Below are 18085 nucleotides of genomic sequence, written 5' to 3' on the forward strand. Positions count from 1 at the left end.
GCTGTTGCGTCACGCTGTTAGGGAATAAGCCCTTGGCGCTTAGCGCCAAGGGAAGACGCTGCTGGTAGCCCGGCCATTCACCCGCATTTGGAATGGCCGCAGCTGCGGCAAGTCATGCAGCCCTCGACCATCTGCATGTCGAACTGGCCGCAGCTGGGGCAGGCCTTGCCGCGGGGCGCGTTCAGGTTCACAACCTGTGCCTGCGGGTCGGACTTGAGCCCCATGCCCTCGCCTTCCAGGAAGCCGGTCTTGACCATATGGGTTTCGATCACGCCGCCGATCGCTGCCAGGATCGAGGGTATGTACTTGCCCTGCACCCAGGCGCCGCCGCGCGGGTCGAATACCGCTTTCAGCTCCTCGACGACAAAGGACACGTCGCCGCCGCGGCGGAACACGGCAGAGATCATCCGGGTCAGCGCCAGCGTCCAGGCGTAGTGTTCCATGTTCTTGGAGTTGATGAACACCTCGAACGGGCGGCGGTGGCCGTTGATGATGATGTCGTTGATGGTCAGGTAGATCGCGTGCTCGCTGTCCGGCCACTTCAGCTTGTAGGTATGGCCCTCCAGCGACTGCGGGCGGTCCAGCGGCTCGGACATGTAAACCACTTCGGCGCCGTTCTCATCCACGTCGCTCTCATGCGGCGCCTTGGCGGTCTCGCCCGGCGCGGTATCTGCGCTTTCGCTCACAGACAGGACCGAGCCGGTCACGTCGTTCGGGCGGTAGGTGGTGCAGCCCTTGCAGCCCTGATCCCAGGCCTGCATGTAGACATCCTTGAAGTCATCAAAGGAGATGTCTTCCGGGCAGTTGATGGTTTTGGAAATCGACGAGTCGATCCATTTCTGCGCTGCTGCTTGCATTTTGACGTGGGCCGCAGGGCTTAGTGTCTGCGCGTTGACGAAGTAATCGGGAAGCTTGGCGTCCGCGCCGAATTTCTCGCGGTACATCTGCACCGCGTAGTCGACCACTTCCTCCTCGGTGCGCGAGCCGTCCTTCTGCAGCACCTTGCGGGTATAGGCATAGGCAAACACCGGCTCGATGCCCGAGGACACGTTGCCTGCGTACAGAGAAATGGTTCCGGTCGGCGCGATGGAGGTCAGCAGTGCGTTGCGGATGCCGTGTTCGCGGATTGCGTCGCGCACGTCCTCGTCCATGTTCAGCATGTTGCCGGAGCTGAGGTAGGCCTCCGCATCGAACAGCGGGAAGGCGCCCTTCTCCTTGGCCAGGTCCACCGACGCCAGATAGGCGGCGCGGGCAATCGCGTGCAGCCATTCGTCGGTCTGGCGCGCCGCCTCGTCGGAGCCGTATTCCAGCCCAAGCATCAACAGCGCATCTGCCAGGCCAGTAACGCCCAGGCCGATCCGGCGCTTGTTCTTGGCTTCCTGCGCCTGCGCCTCGAGGGGGAACTTGGAAACGTCGACCACGTTGTCCATCATCCGGACCGCGGTGGCGACCAGTTCCTGCATCGCGGACTGGTCCAGCTGCGCGCCCTTCTCGAACGGATTGGCCACCAGCCGCGCCATGTTGATCGAGCCCAGCAGACAGGCGCCGTATGGCGGCAGCGGCTGCTCGCCGCAGGGGTTGGTGGCGCAGATGTTTTCGATGTAGCTGAGGTTGTTGGCCTTGTTGATACGGTCGATGAAGATCACGCCCGGCTCGGCATAATCATAGGTCGCCTGCATGATCTTATTCCACAGATCACGCGCCTCGACGGTGTGATAGACCTTGCCGTCGAATTGCAGTTCCCAGGAACCGTCGGCCTTGACCGCATCCATGAAGTCATCGGTCACCAGCACCGACATGTTGAACATGCGCAGGCGGGCAGAGTCGGATTTGGCAGTGATGAAGGCCTCGATATCCGGGTGGTCGCAGCGCATGGTCGCCATCATCGCGCCCCGGCGGGAGCCTGCGGACATGATGGTGCGGCACATCGCGTCCCACACATCCATGAACGACAGCGGGCCGGAGGCATCCGCTGCCACGCCTTTTACGTCTGCGCCGCGCGGCCGGATGGTGGAAAAGTCATAGCCGATGCCACCGCCCTGCTGCATGGTCAACGCCGCCTCTTTCAGCATGTCAAAGATGCCCGACATGCTGTCCGGCACCGTGCCCATCACAAAGCAGTTGAACAGGGTCACCTGGCGCGCGGTGCCGGCGCCTGCGGTGATCCGGCCCGCGGGCAGGTATTTGAAATCCTCTAGCGCGCCAAAGAACTTCTCTTCCCACACGTCCGGCTTCTTTTCCGCCCGCGCCAGGTCGCGTGCGATGCGCCGCCAGGTATCCTCGACTGTCACGTCGATCGGCGCGCCGTCGGCCTGCTTGAAACGGTATTTCATATCCCAGATCTGCTCGGCGATGGGGGCGGCAAAGCGGCTCATGTGTCGGTCCTTTGAGTCGTTCGGGCTTCATGAAAACGGCTCCGCTGCGGCTGCTTTTTCAGGGCACCGTGGCGAATCCATTTTTTGTTAAGGCTTACTTGCAGCAAATGCGTGGAGAAACACAATACCTTGAAGTCGGCGATCCGTAAACTACTATATACTGTCAAAGCTCTGGACGACTCTGTGGGGAACCTGTGGATAAGCGCGTGAATCTCGTGAAGCTTTCGGTCGGCACCGAAAGCGTCGAAAGCCTGATGGCCTGGCAGGAAATGCGCCGATTGGAACTGCCCGAAGGCCTGCCGCGCCACGTGACCCGCATGTGGCCGAAACGCGAAGCGGAGATCCTGAACGGCGGTTCGATCTACTGGGTGATCAAGGGGCTGATCCAATGCCGCCAGCGCATACTGCGCATGGATGAGGTCATGGGCGAGGATGGCATCCGCCGCTGTGCCATCATCCTGGACCCGGAACTGCACCGCACCCATACCGCGCCGAAACGCCCGTTCCAAGGCTGGCGGTACCTGAAGACCGAAGACTCCCCCGCCGACCTGCCCGCAGGTAAAAGACAGGAGGAGCCGCTGCCGCCGGAACTATCGCAGGCTCTGGCGGAAATCGGGGTTATCTGAGGCCGTCTGCACTCCCCCCGCGGCAGCCTCGCCAGCGCCGGGCGTCAGCCCGGCGCCCGGCCCAACCGGGGCGGAAACATCTGTGATGTTTCCAGCAACGGGCGGGAGCACCCCGGCAGGCGGCATGCACCCGGAACCAACAAAGTCTTCCCGCCCCCCTTAGCAGGCATCCATAGATGCCTTGAAGGCGTTGGGCAAAGCCCGCGCTGACGCGCGGGCAGCAGTGCTTACCTGCGGTGCTCCAGCAGATCCAGCAGCGTGTTCAGCGCCGCCTTCTCATCATTGCCGTATTTCGCCACCCGGCTGCGCCACAGGGTGGCCTGCGACTTCAGCACCAGACCATCGCTCAGCAGCTTCAAGTGGTTGGCGCGCAGCGTCTCACCGGTGGAGGTGATATCGGCCACCATCTCGGCGGTTTCGTTTTTCACCGTGCCTTCGGTGGCACCCTGACTGTCGACCAGCTGGTAATCCGCCACTCCGGCGTCGGTCAGGAACTCCCGCACCAGCCGGTGGTATTTGGTGGCAATCCGCAGCCTGTGGCCATGCGCGGCCCGGAAGGCGGAAGCCGCGGCGTCCAGATCATCCAGCGTATCCACGTCGATCCAGAACTGCGGCACCGCCAGGATCAGATCAGCATGGCCGAACCCCATCTCCGCCAGGCCTTCTATTTGCTGCTCGAACCTCGGCAGCTTCTCTTGCACCAGATCGGTGCCGGTGACGCCGAGGTGTATGCGCCCGGCCGCCAGCTCGCGCGGGATTTCTCCCGCCGACAGCAGCACCAGCTCCATGTTCGCAACACCTTCGACGGCGCCGGCATATTCCCGGTCCGACCCGGTGCGCGACAGCGTCACGCCGCGCTTAGCAAACCAGTCAAAGGTCTTTTCCATCAACCGTCCCTTGGACGGCACTCCCAGCTTCAGGGTCATTTGCGCGCCTCCTCAAGCTGCAGCATCAGGTCCGGGCGCAGCACGCCGCCCACTGCGGGGATTTCCTCCCCCTCACCAAGCTGCCGGGTCAGCGCATCATAGCGTCCGCCGCTGGCCACCGGCGGCAGATCAGGCCGCGCCTCGGCGTAGAAACCAAAGACAAAGCCGTCGTAATACTCCATCGAGGTGCGCCCGTAGGAGGCCTCGAAATCGAGGTTGTCCACATCGACACCGCGCGCCTTCATCGCCGCGGTGCGCGCATCCAGCCGGTCCAGCGCGGGATTGATCTGCGGCAGATCCACCGCAATGTCGCGCATCTGCTCGGTTGCAAAGGGCACAGTCTCGCGCACAGCCATCAGCGCTTCCAGCGCCAAGAGCTCGTTTTCGGCTATCGGCGGATGCTTGGCATCCTCGCGCAGCGCTTCTACCCGCGCCTGCACCTCTGCCGCGCGGCGTTTGCCCAATTCCACTGCAGAGCCGGTCAGATCGCCCTCGGTTTCCAACAGCCTCTTTCGGCTCTCCGGCACCGGCGCCCGGCCCGCGAACCGGTCCAGCAGGGAACGGAAACGGCGCGGCCGCCAGATGTGGCGCATCAGCGCTGCCTTGCGCTTGCCCGTGGTGTTCAGCCCCTCGACCGCAGCCATCAAGATACCGATGTCGCCGGTTGCCGCCCGCAGCGGCAGCCCGCGCACCTGCAGGGCAAACAGCGAGAACACTTCCGCGTCCGCCGCCGCCGCATCATCGCGTTCAAACACCTCATAGCCGACCTGCAGGTATTCGTTGGGCCGGTCCGGGTCCATCTCCTGGCGCCGGAACACCTCGCCCGAATAGGTGTAGCGTGCAGGCTCTGCGCCATGGCGCATATGCGCCTCCACCACCGGTACGGTAAAGTCCGGCCGCAGCATCTGCTCGCCCCGCAGCGCATCAGAGGTCACATAGGCGCGGGCCCGGATGTCTTCGCCGTAAAGATCCAGCAAGGTGCCCGCCGGCTGCAGCAGCGGTGTATCCACCACCTGCGCGCCCGCGGCCTCGAAGCGGACCCGCAGCTGTGCAGCGCGGGCCTGAATGTCAGAACGAAGCGTCATGATCAGCCCTGCCCGTCCAGGATATCCCGCACCTTGGCGACCAGCTCGCTGCGCGGCACTTCGAACTGGCTGGGGCGTTCCTTCCACTCTTCCAAGGTGGCGCTTTCGGCGATCTTGGCGCCCAGAATCAGGTCCTTGATCTGCACCACGCCATTGGCCTTCTCGTCGCCGCCTTCGATAACGGCGACAGGCGAGTTCCGCTTGTCCGCGTATTTCAGCTGGTTGCCAAAGTTCTTGGGGTTGCCCAGGTATACCTCGGCCCGGATGCCCGCGTTGCGCAGCTCTGCCACCATCGCCTGGTAATCCGCCATCCGGTCCCGGTCCATCACGGTCACCACGACAGGTCCAGTTGCTTCAGCGCTCAGCCGCCCCTTGGCATGCAGCGCCGCCAGCAAACGATCCACGCCGACAGACACACCCACCGCAGGCACTTCCTGCCCGGTAAAGCGCTTGACCAAGCCATCATAACGGCCGCCGCCCGAGACCGAGCCGAACTGCCGCTTGCGGCCCTTCTCGTCGAGGATTTCGAAAGTAAGTTCCGCCTCGAACACCGGCCCGGTGTAATAGCCCAGACCGCGCACAACGGAAGGGTCGATCTCAATCCGGTCCTTGCCATAACCGCCCGCAGCCAGCAATTCGCCGATCTGCTCCAACTCAGCAATGCCCTCCTGGCCCACCTTGCTGTCGCCAACAGCCGCACGCAGGTTGGCGATGGTCCCAGCCGCATCCGCCGCCTTGGACGTCAGAAACGCCAGCACCGGCGCGGCCTGATCATCAGACAAGCCCACACCGTCAATGAAGGCGCCCGAAGCATCCAGCCGCCCACTGGTCAGCAGCTCGCGCACGCCGGCCTCGCCCACCTTGTCGAATTTGTCGATGGTGCGCAGCACGTCGTCGCGCTTGGCATCACCGTCGCCAAGGCCCATCGCCTCCAGCACGCCGTTCAGAACCTTGCGGTTGTTCACCCGCACCAGGTAATCGCCGCGCGGAATGCCAACGGTCTCCAGCGTGTCGGACAGCATCGCGCAGATCTCTGCATCCGCCGCCATCGAGGCGGTGCCCACGGTGTCCGCGTCGCACTGATAGAACTGGCGGAAGCGGCCCGGCCCCGGCTTTTCATTGCGCCAGACCGGCCCCATCGCATAGCGGCGGTAGGGGGTCGGCAAATCGTTGCGGTGCTGCGCATAAACCCGCGCCAAGGGCGCCGTCAGATCATAGCGCAGAGCCATCCAGTCGCCGTTCCCGTCCTCTTCGGTCTCCTGCCAGGCAAACACGCCCTCGTTCGGGCGGTCCACATCGGGCAGGAATTTGCCCAGCGCTTCAACGGTTTCCACCGCCGAGGACTCCAGCGCCTCGAACCCGTAATGATGATACACACCCGCGATGGCCCGCAGCATCTCGCTGCGCTGGGTCACCTCCACACCGAAATAGTCACGGAACCCCTTCGGCGTCTGCGCCTTGGGGCGGGGCTGTTTCTTCACTTTGGCCATCTGAGGCCTCCTCACGGGTAGCGGTTTCACTCGCGTGGCGGTCTAACGGAAGCGGGTCACAACGGCAAGACAGAGCCGCCGCCGCCCGGTGCCGCACCCCCGGCCAGTGACATTCGCCCCCTGCCTTCCTCTTGCCAAAAATATCCCCGCCGGAGGCCCGCAGGATTTCCGCAGGAAAACCTGCGTCTGCAGCATCCGCCCCATGGACCCAAGGCCGCAACCGCCCTATGACAGGGCCGCACCTACAGGAGAGCCCCCATGCAGCATCTGGAAGAGCAAATCGCCCATCTGACCCGCAGCGTGGAGGAGATGAGCGACGTGATCGCCCGCCAGCAGCAGGAGATCGACCTGCTGACCCGCCGCGTTGCCATGCTGATGCAGCGCGAGGCCACCCGCGAACAGGAAGGCACCGGCGGCATGGTCTTTGCCGACGAGCGCCCGCCGCATTACTGATCAGCGACCAGCACACCACGGTTTCCCTTGATCCAAACGCCCGCCCCGCGCAGGCTGTCACGCAGGTATTTGTGACAAGTGATTGGGGGACAGGGCCATGGCACCATCCAACGACCCGGTGGAATTCGTCGAAAAGGGCGTCGGCAAACTGCATGCGCGCATGCTCTACTACCTGAAAACCATCTGGAAGCGCATCCGCGCCCTGCTCACCCCGCTCAGCAAATTCCTGAAAAACCTGATCTCCGGCGCCAAATCTCTGGCCAAGACCGTCGGCAAGGCAGTGGTGAAGCAGGTGACCTCCGCCGCCCAGTACATTCTGAAATTGATCGACCGGGTGGAACTGACGCTGAAAAACCTGGTGAAACTCGGCAAACGCATCCTCGACACCATCCGCAAGAACATGGACCGCACCCGCGTCATCCGCATTCTGAAAACCGTGATCCGCAAATATGTCGAGATGATCCGCCAGGTCTGGGGCTGGATCCGCGAGATCTGGGATGAGCTTGGCGTGCTCGACACCGCGCTGTCGGTGATCAGCCGCTTTGCCTCCGTCCTGCAAATGGTCTTCCGCTGGATCCGCGACGTGACCGGAATTGCCGCTGCGGTGAAGCGGGTGAAGTCGATGCTGAAAAAGGTTCTGAAAACCCTGCGGCTGGAGGTGAAAGAGGCGATCCGCCTGCTCAAGGACGTGGCCAAACTGCCGGTGCCCAAGGAGGCGTAACGCTTGCGGCAGGCGTGACGGCGTTGAGGTTCAACTATCCCCCTCTAAAGTTAAGTGCTTTGAAACGGCTGGATGGTCTACTTCAAGGTCTACGCCCTGCTGCTCTGCACGCAAACGCACATAACCGCGGATCATTGTTTCTGTGAACTCATACCAACCTTGCCTAGTCCCAGTAAGAATCCTGGCGTGGTTTTCCTTCTTTAGGCTGTTGATACGCTGGTTGAACTTAGATCGGTCTAAGGTCTGTTCCTCACGCGGCTTCATTATTCTTTCGTAAGAGACAAAAATGTCAGCGCTTCGACGCCTAAGTTCGTGGCCATCAGCTACTGCCCAAAGCACGGACTCATAGTCGTTTCTGTATTTTTGAGTTGCATCTTCATAGGGTTTCCTAAGTTTCATATCCATCGCTTCAGCCGCGTCCGCCATGGCGAGCTGAAAAAGCTCAGGAGTAACCACCCCATCGTTTTGTGCTTCGAAAACACGCCAGAACAACTTCTCAGAAATCAGATGTACATAGTGCGGAAAACCATCACTGATGCGTGCGATCCGAATTACCGTATCCTTGTCAATTTTGATCCCGAGAGCTACAGCCGCTGTTTCAACAATTTCATATCTCGCCTCCCATGGGAGCTGGCCCAAACCTTCTGTGTGAAAGTAACGATCAGCGCTGCCGTGCGCATCCATAAGAGCCTCGACACTTTCACCGATCCCGCAAACAATGAACGTGGCCAAGACATGCTGATCTGAAACTTGTTTGAGAAAATTGGTAAAGACAACCTGCTCCTCGCGGCTCTCAATCAAATCAAACTCATCTACAACGATGACAATCCGTTTCTCAGTATTCTCTGCGAGAAACCGCATAAGACGGACTGCTTCGTTAACAGAGCTGGGATCAGTAGCTTTCCCCTCTTCCAGTGTCCACTTTCCTTCTCCACCCAATCCAAACTTGGAAAAGCTAAGACCCTTCTCAGTAATCTTCTTCTCGAACTGAGGGGATCGCCCGTTCATTTGATCAAACACTTCACGGATAATGGAGGCAAATGTGCTCTTTCCATCGCAACCGATGAGTACCGCTTCCTCAGAATCAGCAAGAGAATAAGCACTAGTCTGTGCTAGCGAGGATTTCCCTACTCCCCGTAGGCCATGAATCAGAGCGTGGCGTCCCGGCTGGATCAGGGCTCGTTTGATTCCGTTCAATTGTCTTGTTCGACCTCTTAGAAACTCTTCTGACTGCAATGGTCTGGACGGTGAAAGAACTTTGGACATCAGCTTTCCAAAGTCATTCTCCGGTTGGCTGATAACTGCTCGCAAACCCTGTAGCTCGGTCAAATCTGTTTCTCACTCTACCAGTAATGAGCGAACAGTATTTACTCCCAGAGCGCGAGTAAAGAGGTGGAACTCCCCTCAAATCTCCTCCACATCCATCACCCCTTCCAGCGACTTCAATGCGCCCTTGATCTGCGGGTTGATCGGGAACGCCTGGCCCAGGTCCATCTCCACATCGCCGGGCAGCGCGGGGTCCTGCAGGTACATATAGACCTCGCCGCGCGCGGCGTTGCGGGCGGCGGATTTGGCATCCTCCAGCACCTGCGCCACGGTGCCCACAGCGGCGGCGTCACTCACATAGACCCGCAGGGAACTGCGCCCGGCATCGGCAATGGCAGAATCCACCGGCCCGACCGAGCGCACCAGCAGTTTCAGCTGGTCGCTCTCCATCGTCGCCTCGGCGGTGATCACCACTTTGGAGCCGGTCTCCAGATACTCGCGGGACTTCTCCAGCACCTCAGAGAACAGCGTCACCTCAAACGCCCCCGAAGGGTCCGACAGCTGGGCAAAGGCAAAGCGGTTGCCGCGGGCAGATTTCCGCTCCTGCCGCCCAGCAACAACACCGCCCATCTTGGCCATGAACGGCCCGCGCTCGGCCTTGGCCGTCACCTCGTCCAGCGTCATCACCTTTTTGCGTTTCAGTGCCGGCATGTAATCGTCCAGCGGGTGGCCCGAGAGATAAAAGCCAATCGCCTTGAACTCTTCCGACAGCCGCTCGGCAGGCAGCCAGTCCGGCACCGATGGCAGACGCGGCTCAGGCAGGTCTTCGCCCGCCTCGCCGAACAGCGACACCTGGCTGGAGGCGCGCTGGTCATGCACTGCCGCCGAGTAATCCACCAGCGCGCCCAGGCTCTCGAACACCCGGCGGCGGTTGCTGTCCAGCTGGTCAAACGCTCCCGCCCGCGCCAGCATCTCCAAGGGGCGCTTGCCCACTTTCTTGAGGTTCACCCGGCGGGCAAAGTCATAGACGTTGACAAAGGGACGCTCGCGGCCGTCCTCATTACGCGCCTCAGCCACCAGCCGCATCACGTCCAGGCCGACGTTCTTCAGCGCGCCCAGCGCATAGACCAGCTCCCCGTTCACCACGTTGAAGGTCGCCAGCGAGCGGTTGATGCAAGGCGGCACGTATTTCAGCCCCAGGCCCTTCTTCACTTCCTCGAAGTAGATCGCCAGCTTGTCGGTCAGGTGAATATCGCAGTTCATGACACCGGCCATGAACTCCACCGGGTGGTTCGCCTTGAGCCAGCCGGTCTGATAGCTGACCACCGCATAGGCCGCGGCGTGGGATTTGTTGAAGCCGTAGTTGGCGAATTTCTCCAGAAGGTCGAAAACCTCGGAGGCCTTCTTCTTGTCGACGCCGTTCTCCGCCGCGCCCTTCTCGAATTTCGGGCGTTCGGCGTCCATCGCCTCTTTGATCTTCTTACCCATCGCCCGGCGCAAAAGGTCAGCGCCGCCCAGCGTGTAATTCGCCATCACCTGGGCGATCTGCATCACCTGTTCCTGGTAGACGATGATGCCCTGGGTCTCTTCCAGGATGTGGTCGATCAAGGGGTGGACAGAGGTGATCTCGCGCTGGCCGTTCTTCACCTCGCAGTAGACCGGGATGTTTTCCATCGGGCCGGGCCGGTACAGCGCCACCAGCGCCACGATGTCTTCGATACAGGTGGGTTTCATGCGCTTCAGCGCATCCATCATGCCGGTGGATTCCACCTGGAACACCGCCACCGTCTTGGCGCGGGAGTAGAGGTCGTAGGTAACCTTGTCATCCAGCGGGATGGCGTTGATCTGGTTCTCGGCGCCCTCCGGCGGATCATAGAGCTGGGTGCCATCCTCGGCGATATGCAGGTCGCGGCCCGACTGGAAGATCAGGTCCATCGCGTTCTGAATAACCGTCAGGGTCTTGAGGCCAAGGAAGTCGAACTTCACCAGCCCCGCCTGCTCCACCCATTTCATGTTGAACTGGGTGGCGGGCATGTCGGAGCGCGGATCGCGGTAGAGCGGCACCAGCGCGTCCAGCGGCCGGTCGCCGATTACCACACCCGCGGCGTGGGTACCGGCAGAGCGCAAGAGGCCCTCGACCTGCTGGCCATAGGTCAGGAGCCGGTCCACCACCGGCTCGTTCCGCGCCTCCTCGCTGAGACGCGGCTCTTCCTTCAGCGCGTCGGCGATGGACATCGGCTTCACGCCCTCGACCGGGATCAGCTTGGACAGCCGGTCCACCTGGCCGTAGGGCATCTGCAAAACCCGCCCCATGTCGCGCACCGCTGCCTTGGACAAAAGCGCGCCGAAGGTGATGATCTGCCCCACCTTGTCGCGCCCGTACTTCTCCTGCACGTAGCGGATCACCTCTTCCCGGCGGTCCATGCAGAAGTCGATGTCGAAGTCGGGCATCGACACCCGTTCCGGGTTCAGGAAGCGTTCGAACAGCAGCGAATACCGCAATGGGTCAAGGTCGGTGATCGTCAGCGCATAGGCCACCAGGGAGCCCGCACCGGAGCCCCGCCCCGGTCCCACCGGAATATCGTGATCCTTGGCCCATTGGATAAAGTCGGCAACGATCAGGAAGTAGCCGGGAAAGCCCATACCCTCGATGATGCCCAGCTCGAAATCGAGCCGTTCCTGGTATTCCTCCACGCTCACCGCATGGGGGATCACCGCCAGACGCTGCTGCAGGCCCTCGTTGGCGATGCGGCGCAGTTCGGCTACCTCGTCATCGGCGAACTTGGGCAGGATCGGGTCGCGCCGGTAGGCCATGAAGGCGCAGCGCTTGGCGATTTCCACGGTGTTCTCAACCGCCTCCGGCAGGTCGGCAAACAGCGCAACCATTTCCTCCTGGCTCTTGAAGTAATGCTGCGCGGTCAGCCGGCGGCGCGGCTCCACCTGATCGACATAGGCGCCCTCGGCGATGCAGATCATCGCATCATGCGCCTCGAACATTTCCGTACTGGGGAAATAGACGTCATTGGTGGCAACCAGCGGCAAGTCCATCGCATAGGCCATCTCCACATGGCCGCGTTCGGTCTGCTTCTCTGCCTCCGGCTGGCCGTGTTCCCCCGGATGGCGCTGCAGTTCAACATACAACCGGTTCGGGAAGATGGCCTTCAGCCGCTGCATCAGCGCCTCCGCTGCCGGGCGCTGGCCCATCTGCAGCAGCCGCCCAACCGGCCCATCCGGCCCGCCGCTGAGGCAGATCACATCACCGGCATTCGCCTCCAGCTCCTCCAGCGTCACATGCGGCAGCTCGCCGCCCTGGCGCAGGTACAGGCAGGAGTTCAGCTTCATCAGATGCTCATAACCCGCCTCGCTTTGCGCCAGCAGCACCAACGGCGCGGGCGGTTTGGGCCGCTCACCCGGGGCCGGGTCGGTGAACCGCAGATCCACCTGGCAGCCAATGATCGGCTGCACTCCTGCCCCGCTTGCCGACACCGAAAACTCCAGCGCCGAGAACAGGTTGTTGGTATCCGTCACCGCAATCGCCGGCATCTCGTGCTTCTTGCAGAGGTCCGGCAGCTTCTTTAGCCGCATGGCGCCTTCCAGCAGAGAGTATTCGGTATGGGTGCGCAGGTGAATGAATCGGGGAGAGCTTGTCATGCCGCCACGCTATCTTATTGACATGGATGGGTGAAAGGGCGATCTGCGCACTGAACACCCGCCAAAACCGGTGCGGTGGACGTTGCATTTTATCCATTTTGTTGAAACTCTTTCGCAGCCAGCGCGTAGAGCCTTCGCAAAGCTGCGGATAAAACGCATAAATATGAATACTCTACACGCATCACCGGCAATTTTCTTACTTTTCAGAATACTGCAGCGCAGCACTGGTTTTCCTTGCTTTGGCAACGGACCGCTCCCTAGGCTGTTGCCAGCAAGCAATAATCAGCCCGCCATCCCTTCTGCGCCGCATCGAGGGGGCGGCACACCGGGTCAACAGGGTAAAGCGGCGGTATCGGGATGATGTGCAACTCGCAATGCAATGTGGGTCGGTTTGATCTGTGCTCAGGGCTTAAGCAGCCCAGCGCAGACATCGCTGGTGCCGTTCCCTGCAGATTTTTCCTCCGCCATACCGCTGAAATCGCAGGGCATTTGCCCAAACACTATTCCCAAGGCAGGAAACCGGCAGTATCCCTTGGCGTTGCTGAGACTGGATGTCCGGAATGATACGGATGCCGGGACACCTGCCGCGGCGGCGGATGATTGGGGTATCAGAACAATGAAAGAGGACCGGCACACGTGACTGTACCACTTCTGAGCCTGCAAGGGCTGACCAAGGCCTATCCCGGCGTGGTGGCAAATGACACCGTCTCCTTTGACATCGGTGAGGGCGAAGTGCATGCCTTGCTGGGCGAGAACGGCGCCGGGAAGTCCACCTTGGTCAAGATGATCTACGGGCTGGTGAAACCCGACAGCGGCCAGATGCTGTTGCGCGGCGAGCCCTTTGCGCCCGCCGAGCCCCGTCAAGCGCGCGCCGACGGCATCGCCATGGTGTTCCAGCATTTTTCACTGTTTGATGCGCTCAATGTCGCGGAAAACATCGCGCTCGGGATGGAGAACCCGCCGGAAATGCGCGACTTGGCCGCCCGTATCCGTGAAGTGTCGGAGAACTACGGCCTGCCGCTCGACCCCTTCCGCACCGTCGGCGACCTGTCCGCGGGCGAGCGCCAGCGGGTCGAGATTATCCGCTGCCTTCTGCAGGATCCCAAACTGCTGATCATGGATGAGCCGACTTCGGTGCTGACGCCGCAAGAGGTTGAGATCCTGTTCAAGACGCTGCAGAAACTGCAGTCCGAGGGCACCTCGATCCTCTATATCTCCCATAAGCTGGAAGAAATCCGCACCCTGTGCGACCACGCCACCATCCTGCGCTTAGGCAAGAACGTGGGGGAGTGCATCCCGGCTGAGACCTCCGCCCGCGACATGGCCGAAATGATGGTCGGCAGCACCCTGCAAACGCCTGAACGCGGCAGCCGTGACTTCGGCGCCGTGGCAATGGACATCTCCGGCCTGTCGGTGCCAGCCCCTTCGGCCTTTGGCACCGCGCTCAAGAACGTGCATCTGACCGTGCGCAAGGGTGAAATCCTGGGCATCGGCGGTGTGGCCGGCAATGGCCAGGACGAATTGCTGGGCGTGCTGTCAGGCGAAACCCTGACCGAGGCGGATGCAGTGAAACTGCATGGCGAGCCGATCGGCAAGCTCGGCCCCACCGCCCGGCGCAAGCTCGGCGTTCTGGCCGCGCCGGAGGAACGCCTGGGCCACGCCGCCGCTCCGGACATGAGCCTGACCGAAAATGCCATGCTCACCGGATCCGTTCGTGAAGGGCTGGAAAAGAACGGATTTCTGGATTGGGGCGCCACCAAGGACTTTGCCGAGCGCATTATCAAGGCGTTCGACGTCCGCACCCCCGGCCCCGGCAATGCAGCGCGCTCGCTGTCCGGCGGCAACCTGCAGAAGTTCGTGATCGGCCGCGAGGTGCTGCAGGACCCGGATGTGCTGGTGGTGAACCAGCCGACCTGGGGCGTCGATGCCGCCGCCGCCGCTTCCATCCGCCAGTCGCTGCTGGATCTGGCGGCCAAGGGTGCCGCGGTGGTCTGCATCAGCCAGGACCTGGACGAACTGATGGAAATCTCCGACAGCTTTGCCGCCCTGAACGAAGGCCGCCTCAGCGCCCCGCGCGAAGCGGCGGGCCTGACGGTGGACGAGATCGGCCTGATGATGGGCGGCGCCCACGGCATGGAGGTGGCGCATGTCTGACCTCCGCAACAGAAATCATAAGAAAAAACAGGGAGCCGCCTTATGATCCGGCTTGAGAAACGGCCGCAGCCGTCGCGCGCCTGGTCGATGGCTACGCCGCTGGTGGCGGTGCTGGCGACGATGCTGTTTGGCGGGCTTTTGTTCGCAGTGCTCGGCAAACCGCCGGTGGAGGCGATCCGCACCATCTTCTGGGAACCGCTGTTTGGCGAGTTCTCCTTCTACTACCGCCCGCAGTTGCTGGTCAAAGGCGCACCGCTGGTGCTGATCGCCATCGGCCTCAGCCTCGGCTTCCGCGCCGGCATCTGGAACATCGGCGCCGAGGGCCAGTACATCATGGGCGCCATCTTTGGCGCCGGGGCGGGCCTTGCTTTCTACCCCTCAGAGTCGTTCCTGATTTTCCCGTTCATGGTCATCGCCGGTGCATTCGGCGGCTGGATCTGGGCAATGATCCCGGCGGTGCTGAAAACCCGCTTCGGCACCAACGAAATCCTGGTGTCGCTGATGCTGGTCTATGTGGCCGAGCAATTCCTCGCCTCGGTCTCCCTGGGCCTGTTGAAGAACCCCGAGGGCTTCGGCTTCCCCGGTTCCCGCAACCTGCAGTCCTGGGACGCCGCCCATAATGCCGAGCTGATTGCAGGCACCGGCATGCACTGGGGTGTGGTGGCGGCGCTGATTGCGGTGATCTTTGCCTATGTTCTGCTGAACCGCCACATGACCGGCTACCACATCCGCCTCACCGGCGAGGCACCGCGCGCCGCCAAATTCGCCGGGGTGAACCCCACCCGCTTGGTGCTGTTCTGCCTCGGCACCTCCGGCGCGCTGGCAGGCCTTGCCGGCATGTTCGAAGTCTCCGGCCCCTCCGGCCAGATCTCCATCGACTTCAACGTCGGCTATGGCTTCACCGCGATCATCGTCGCCTTCCTGGGCCGTCTGCATCCGGTGGGCATCCTGCTGGCAGGCGGACTGATGGCGCTGACGTACATTGGCGGCGACATCGCCCAGTCGAACCTGCAGCTGCCGGCCGCGGCCATCCAGGTCTTCCAGGGGATGCTGCTGTTCTTCCTCCTGGCCTTCGACCTCTTGACCAATTTCCGCATCGCAATCGGCAAGCCTGAGGTGGCGTAACATGGATCTTTCTGCAATCAACCCGGTCCTGCTCATTGCCTCGCTGATGGTGGCGGCAACCCCGCTGCTGCTGGCGGCCATCGGTGAACTGGTGGTCGAAAAGGCCGGCGTCCTGAACCTCGGGGTCGAGGGAATGATGATCGTCGGCGCCATCGCGGGCTTTGCCACCGCGGTGGAAAGCGGCTCGCCGCTCCTTGGTTTCATCGCTGCCGCCATCGCAGGCGCAGCGCTGTCAATCCTGTTCGCCATCCTCACCCAGTTTGCCCAGGCCAACCAGGTCGCCTCCGGCCTGTCGCTGACGCTGTTCGGGCTGGGCCTGTCGGCGCTGATGGGGCAGTCCTATGTCGGCATCAAACCGCCGCAGATGGGCGACATCCATATCCCGGTCCTGAGCGACCTGCCCGTCGTCGGTCCGATCCTGTTCGGCCATGACATCATCCTTTACTTCGGCATCATTCTGACAGCCGCGGTCTGGTGGGTGCTGAAATACTCCCGGCTCGGCCTGGTGCTGCGCGCGGTGGGCGAGAATCACGACGCCGCCCATGCGCTGGGATACAAGGTGCTGAAGATCCGCCTGATGGCGATCATGTTCGGCGGCGCCTGCGCAGGCCTTGGCGGCGCCTACATCAGCCTGATCCGCGTCCCGCAATGGACCGAGGGCATGACCGCCGGCATCGGCTGGATCGCGCTGGCGCTGGTGGTTTTTGCCAGCTGGAAACCCTGGCGTGCGCTGCTGGGTGCCTATCTGTTCGGCGGCGTCACCGTGGTGCAGCTCAATCTGCAGGCCGCAGGCGTTGCCATTCCGGTCGAGTATCTGGCAATGTCGCCCTATCTGATTACAATCATTGTGCTTGTTATCCTTTCCGCGGACAAAAGCAGCGCACCTGCCTCGCTTGGCCGCAACTTCCACGCCTCCCGCTAGACGGGGGGCTTTTCACTGCCCCCTGCCGGGGCCAAAAGATCAAACTGGGGAGAACCTGATGAAACTGACCAATCTTCTGACCAGCGCCGCCGTGGCGCTTGGCCTGGCCGCCGGCGCGGCAATGGCCGACACCACCAAGGTAGGCTTTGTCTATGTCGGCCCCGTCGGCGACGGCGGCTGGACCTATGAGCACGACCAGGGCCGCAAGGCGGTTGAGGCCGAATTCGGCGACAAGGTCGAAACCGTCTATGTCGAAAACGTCGCCGAAGGACCGGACGCAGAGCGCGTGATGACCCAGATGGCGCTGGAAGGCGCCGACCTGATCTTCACCACCTCCTTTGGCTACATGGATCCGACCATCAACGTCGCCAAGAAATTCCCGAACGTGAAGTTCGAGCACGCCACCGGCTACAAGCGCGCCGACAACGTCTCGACCTATTCTGCCCGCTTCTATGAGGGCCGCGCGGTGCAGGGCACCATCGCGGGCCACATGACTGAGAGCAACATCATCGGCTACATCGGCTCTTACCCGATCCCGGAAGTGATCCGCGGCATCAATTCTGCCTACATCCACGCCAAGAAGGTGAACCCCGACGTCGAATTCAAGATCGTCTGGGCCTTTACGTGGTTCGACCCGGCGAAAGAGGCTGACGCCGCCAAGGTGCTGATCGAACAGGGCGCTGACGTGATCCTGCAGCACACCGACTCCACCGCGCCGCAGGCCGCGGCCCAGGCCGCCGGCAACGTGATCACCTTCGGCCAGGCCTCCGACATGTCGGAATATGCGCCGAAGCCGCGTGTTTCCTCGATCATCGACGACTGGGCGCCCTACTACATCGCCCGCACCCGCGCCGTGATGGACGGCACCTGGGAGAGCGCAGACACCTGGGACGGCATTGGCGCCGGCATGGTGGGCATCGGTGAAATCTCGGATGCGGTTCCGGCAGACGTCAAGGCCGCTGCACTGGCAATCAAAGACTCGCAAGCCGACGGCTCCTACCACGCCTTCACCGGCCCGATTAACAAACAGGACGGCTCTGCCTGGCTTGCAGAGGGCGAGGTCGCCGATGACGGCACCCTGGCCGGCATGAACTTCTATGTCGAAGGCATCGAAGGCGACATCCCGCAGTAAGCGGCCCCTTCCCAAAAACCAAAGGCCCGCCAAATGGCGGGCCTTTTTTTGATCAAGATCCCGGTTTTCTCCAAGCCTGCTGACACGCCCTGTCACTGGCCTGATGTACTCCCCGCTCCACCAGCCCGCGGGAATCTGCCCGCGGAACGCTTAGGCAAA

The 18085-nt window shown here is 62.0% G+C and carries 13 protein-coding genes; 7 read left to right on the plus strand and 6 right to left on the minus strand.

Going from position 1 to position 18085, the window contains the following annotated elements:
- Positions 1 to 77 precede the first annotated feature (77 nt).
- On the minus strand, positions 78 to 2375 hold the full coding sequence (locus ACXAHG_RS12635; protein ID WP_475057811.1) for an adenosylcobalamin-dependent ribonucleoside-diphosphate reductase: 2298 nt from the start codon (positions 2373 to 2375) through the stop codon (positions 78 to 80).
- A gap of 194 nt (positions 2376 to 2569) precedes the next feature.
- Here ACXAHG_RS12635 and ACXAHG_RS12640 point away from each other — a divergent pair, with 194 nt between their 5' ends.
- Positions 2570 to 3001 (plus strand): DUF1489 family protein, encoded by a 432-nt coding sequence (locus ACXAHG_RS12640; RefSeq protein ID WP_475057813.1) that lies wholly within the window; start codon positions 2570 to 2572, stop codon positions 2999 to 3001.
- A gap of 227 nt (positions 3002 to 3228) precedes the next feature.
- Here the strand turns inward: ACXAHG_RS12640 and hisG are convergent, their stop codons facing one another.
- Genes hisG through hisS form a run of 3 tightly spaced genes read right to left on the minus strand, consistent with a single transcriptional unit; the run spans position 3229 to position 6502 of the window.
- Positions 3229 to 3927 (minus strand): ATP phosphoribosyltransferase, encoded by a 699-nt coding sequence (hisG, locus tag ACXAHG_RS12645; protein ID WP_475044674.1) that lies wholly within the window; start codon positions 3925 to 3927, stop codon positions 3229 to 3231.
- Positions 3924 to 5012 (minus strand): ATP phosphoribosyltransferase regulatory subunit, encoded by a 1089-nt coding sequence (locus tag ACXAHG_RS12650; RefSeq protein ID WP_475044676.1) that lies wholly within the window; start codon positions 5010 to 5012, stop codon positions 3924 to 3926. Before ACXAHG_RS12650 ends, hisG begins: the two co-directional genes overlap by 4 nt.
- Before the next feature lie 2 nt (positions 5013 to 5014).
- Positions 5015 to 6502, minus strand: coding sequence for a histidine--tRNA ligase (gene hisS, locus ACXAHG_RS12655; protein WP_475044678.1), 1488 nt, complete (start codon positions 6500 to 6502; stop codon positions 5015 to 5017).
- 258 nt (positions 6503 to 6760) lie between these two features.
- On the opposite strand from hisS, the gene ACXAHG_RS12660 reads away from it, so the two are divergent.
- Together ACXAHG_RS12660 and ACXAHG_RS12665 are read left to right on the plus strand one after the other, a co-directional pair.
- Positions 6761 to 6955 (plus strand): SlyX family protein, encoded by a 195-nt coding sequence (locus tag ACXAHG_RS12660; RefSeq protein WP_475044680.1) that lies wholly within the window; start codon positions 6761 to 6763, stop codon positions 6953 to 6955.
- A 97-nt stretch (positions 6956 to 7052) separates the two neighbouring features.
- The gene (locus ACXAHG_RS12665; RefSeq protein WP_475057815.1) at positions 7053 to 7676 is read left to right on the plus strand and encodes a hypothetical protein; all 624 of its coding nucleotides are present in this window, start codon (positions 7053 to 7055) and stop codon (positions 7674 to 7676) included.
- Positions 7677 to 7706: 30 nt separating this feature from the next.
- Here the strand turns inward: ACXAHG_RS12665 and ACXAHG_RS12670 are convergent, their stop codons facing one another.
- Entirely contained in the window at positions 7707 to 9005 is a 1299-nt protein-coding gene (locus ACXAHG_RS12670) for an AAA family ATPase (protein ID WP_475057817.1), read from the minus strand.
- A 75-nt stretch (positions 9006 to 9080) separates the two neighbouring features.
- The gene (dnaE, locus tag ACXAHG_RS12675) at positions 9081 to 12593 is read right to left on the minus strand and encodes a DNA polymerase III subunit alpha (RefSeq protein WP_475057819.1); all 3513 of its coding nucleotides are present in this window, start codon (positions 12591 to 12593) and stop codon (positions 9081 to 9083) included.
- Between the two features lie 636 nt (positions 12594 to 13229).
- Between dnaE and ACXAHG_RS12680 the strand changes: the two genes are divergently transcribed.
- Genes ACXAHG_RS12680 through ACXAHG_RS12695 form a run of 4 tightly spaced genes read left to right on the plus strand, consistent with a single transcriptional unit; the run spans position 13230 to position 17926 of the window.
- Complete coding sequence (locus ACXAHG_RS12680) at positions 13230 to 14747, plus strand: ABC transporter ATP-binding protein (protein WP_475044686.1); 1518 nt, start codon at positions 13230 to 13232, stop codon at positions 14745 to 14747.
- A 42-nt stretch (positions 14748 to 14789) separates the two neighbouring features.
- Positions 14790 to 15872, plus strand: coding sequence for an ABC transporter permease (locus ACXAHG_RS12685; RefSeq protein WP_475057821.1), 1083 nt, complete (start codon positions 14790 to 14792; stop codon positions 15870 to 15872).
- Between the two features lies 1 nt (position 15873).
- A complete protein-coding gene (locus ACXAHG_RS12690) occupies positions 15874 to 16794 on the plus strand; it encodes an ABC transporter permease (protein WP_475057823.1) in 921 nt (306 codons plus the stop codon).
- Between the two features lie 58 nt (positions 16795 to 16852).
- Entirely contained in the window at positions 16853 to 17926 is a 1074-nt protein-coding gene (locus ACXAHG_RS12695) for a BMP family ABC transporter substrate-binding protein (RefSeq protein ID WP_475057825.1), read from the plus strand.
- Positions 17927 to 18085 lie beyond the last annotated feature (159 nt).

The organism is Leisingera sp. ABD4_442 (assembly GCF_056160905.1).

Excerpts from the sequence above, each read along its gene's own strand:
- hisS (WP_475044678.1), bottom strand. The coding sequence starts at position 6,502 with ATGGCCAAAGTGAAGAAACAGCCCCGCCCCAAGGCGCAGACGCCGAAG.
- dnaE (WP_475057819.1), bottom strand. The coding sequence starts at position 12,593 with ATGACAAGCTCTCCCCGATTCATTCACCTGCGCACCCATACCGAATAC.
- ACXAHG_RS12650 (WP_475044676.1), bottom strand. The coding sequence starts at position 5,012 with ATGACGCTTCGTTCTGACATTCAGGCCCGCGCTGCACAGCTGCGGGTC.
- ACXAHG_RS12685 (WP_475057821.1), top strand. The coding sequence starts at position 14,790 with ATGATCCGGCTTGAGAAACGGCCGCAGCCGTCGCGCGCCTGGTCGATG.
- ACXAHG_RS12665 (WP_475057815.1), top strand. The coding sequence starts at position 7,053 with ATGGCACCATCCAACGACCCGGTGGAATTCGTCGAAAAGGGCGTCGGC.
- ACXAHG_RS12695 (WP_475057825.1), top strand. The coding sequence starts at position 16,853 with ATGAAACTGACCAATCTTCTGACCAGCGCCGCCGTGGCGCTTGGCCTG.
- hisG (WP_475044674.1), bottom strand. The coding sequence starts at position 3,927 with ATGACCCTGAAGCTGGGAGTGCCGTCCAAGGGACGGTTGATGGAAAAG.
- ACXAHG_RS12690 (WP_475057823.1), top strand. The coding sequence starts at position 15,874 with ATGGATCTTTCTGCAATCAACCCGGTCCTGCTCATTGCCTCGCTGATG.
- ACXAHG_RS12635 (WP_475057811.1), bottom strand. The coding sequence starts at position 2,375 with ATGAGCCGCTTTGCCGCCCCCATCGCCGAGCAGATCTGGGATATGAAA.
- ACXAHG_RS12660 (WP_475044680.1), top strand. The coding sequence starts at position 6,761 with ATGCAGCATCTGGAAGAGCAAATCGCCCATCTGACCCGCAGCGTGGAG.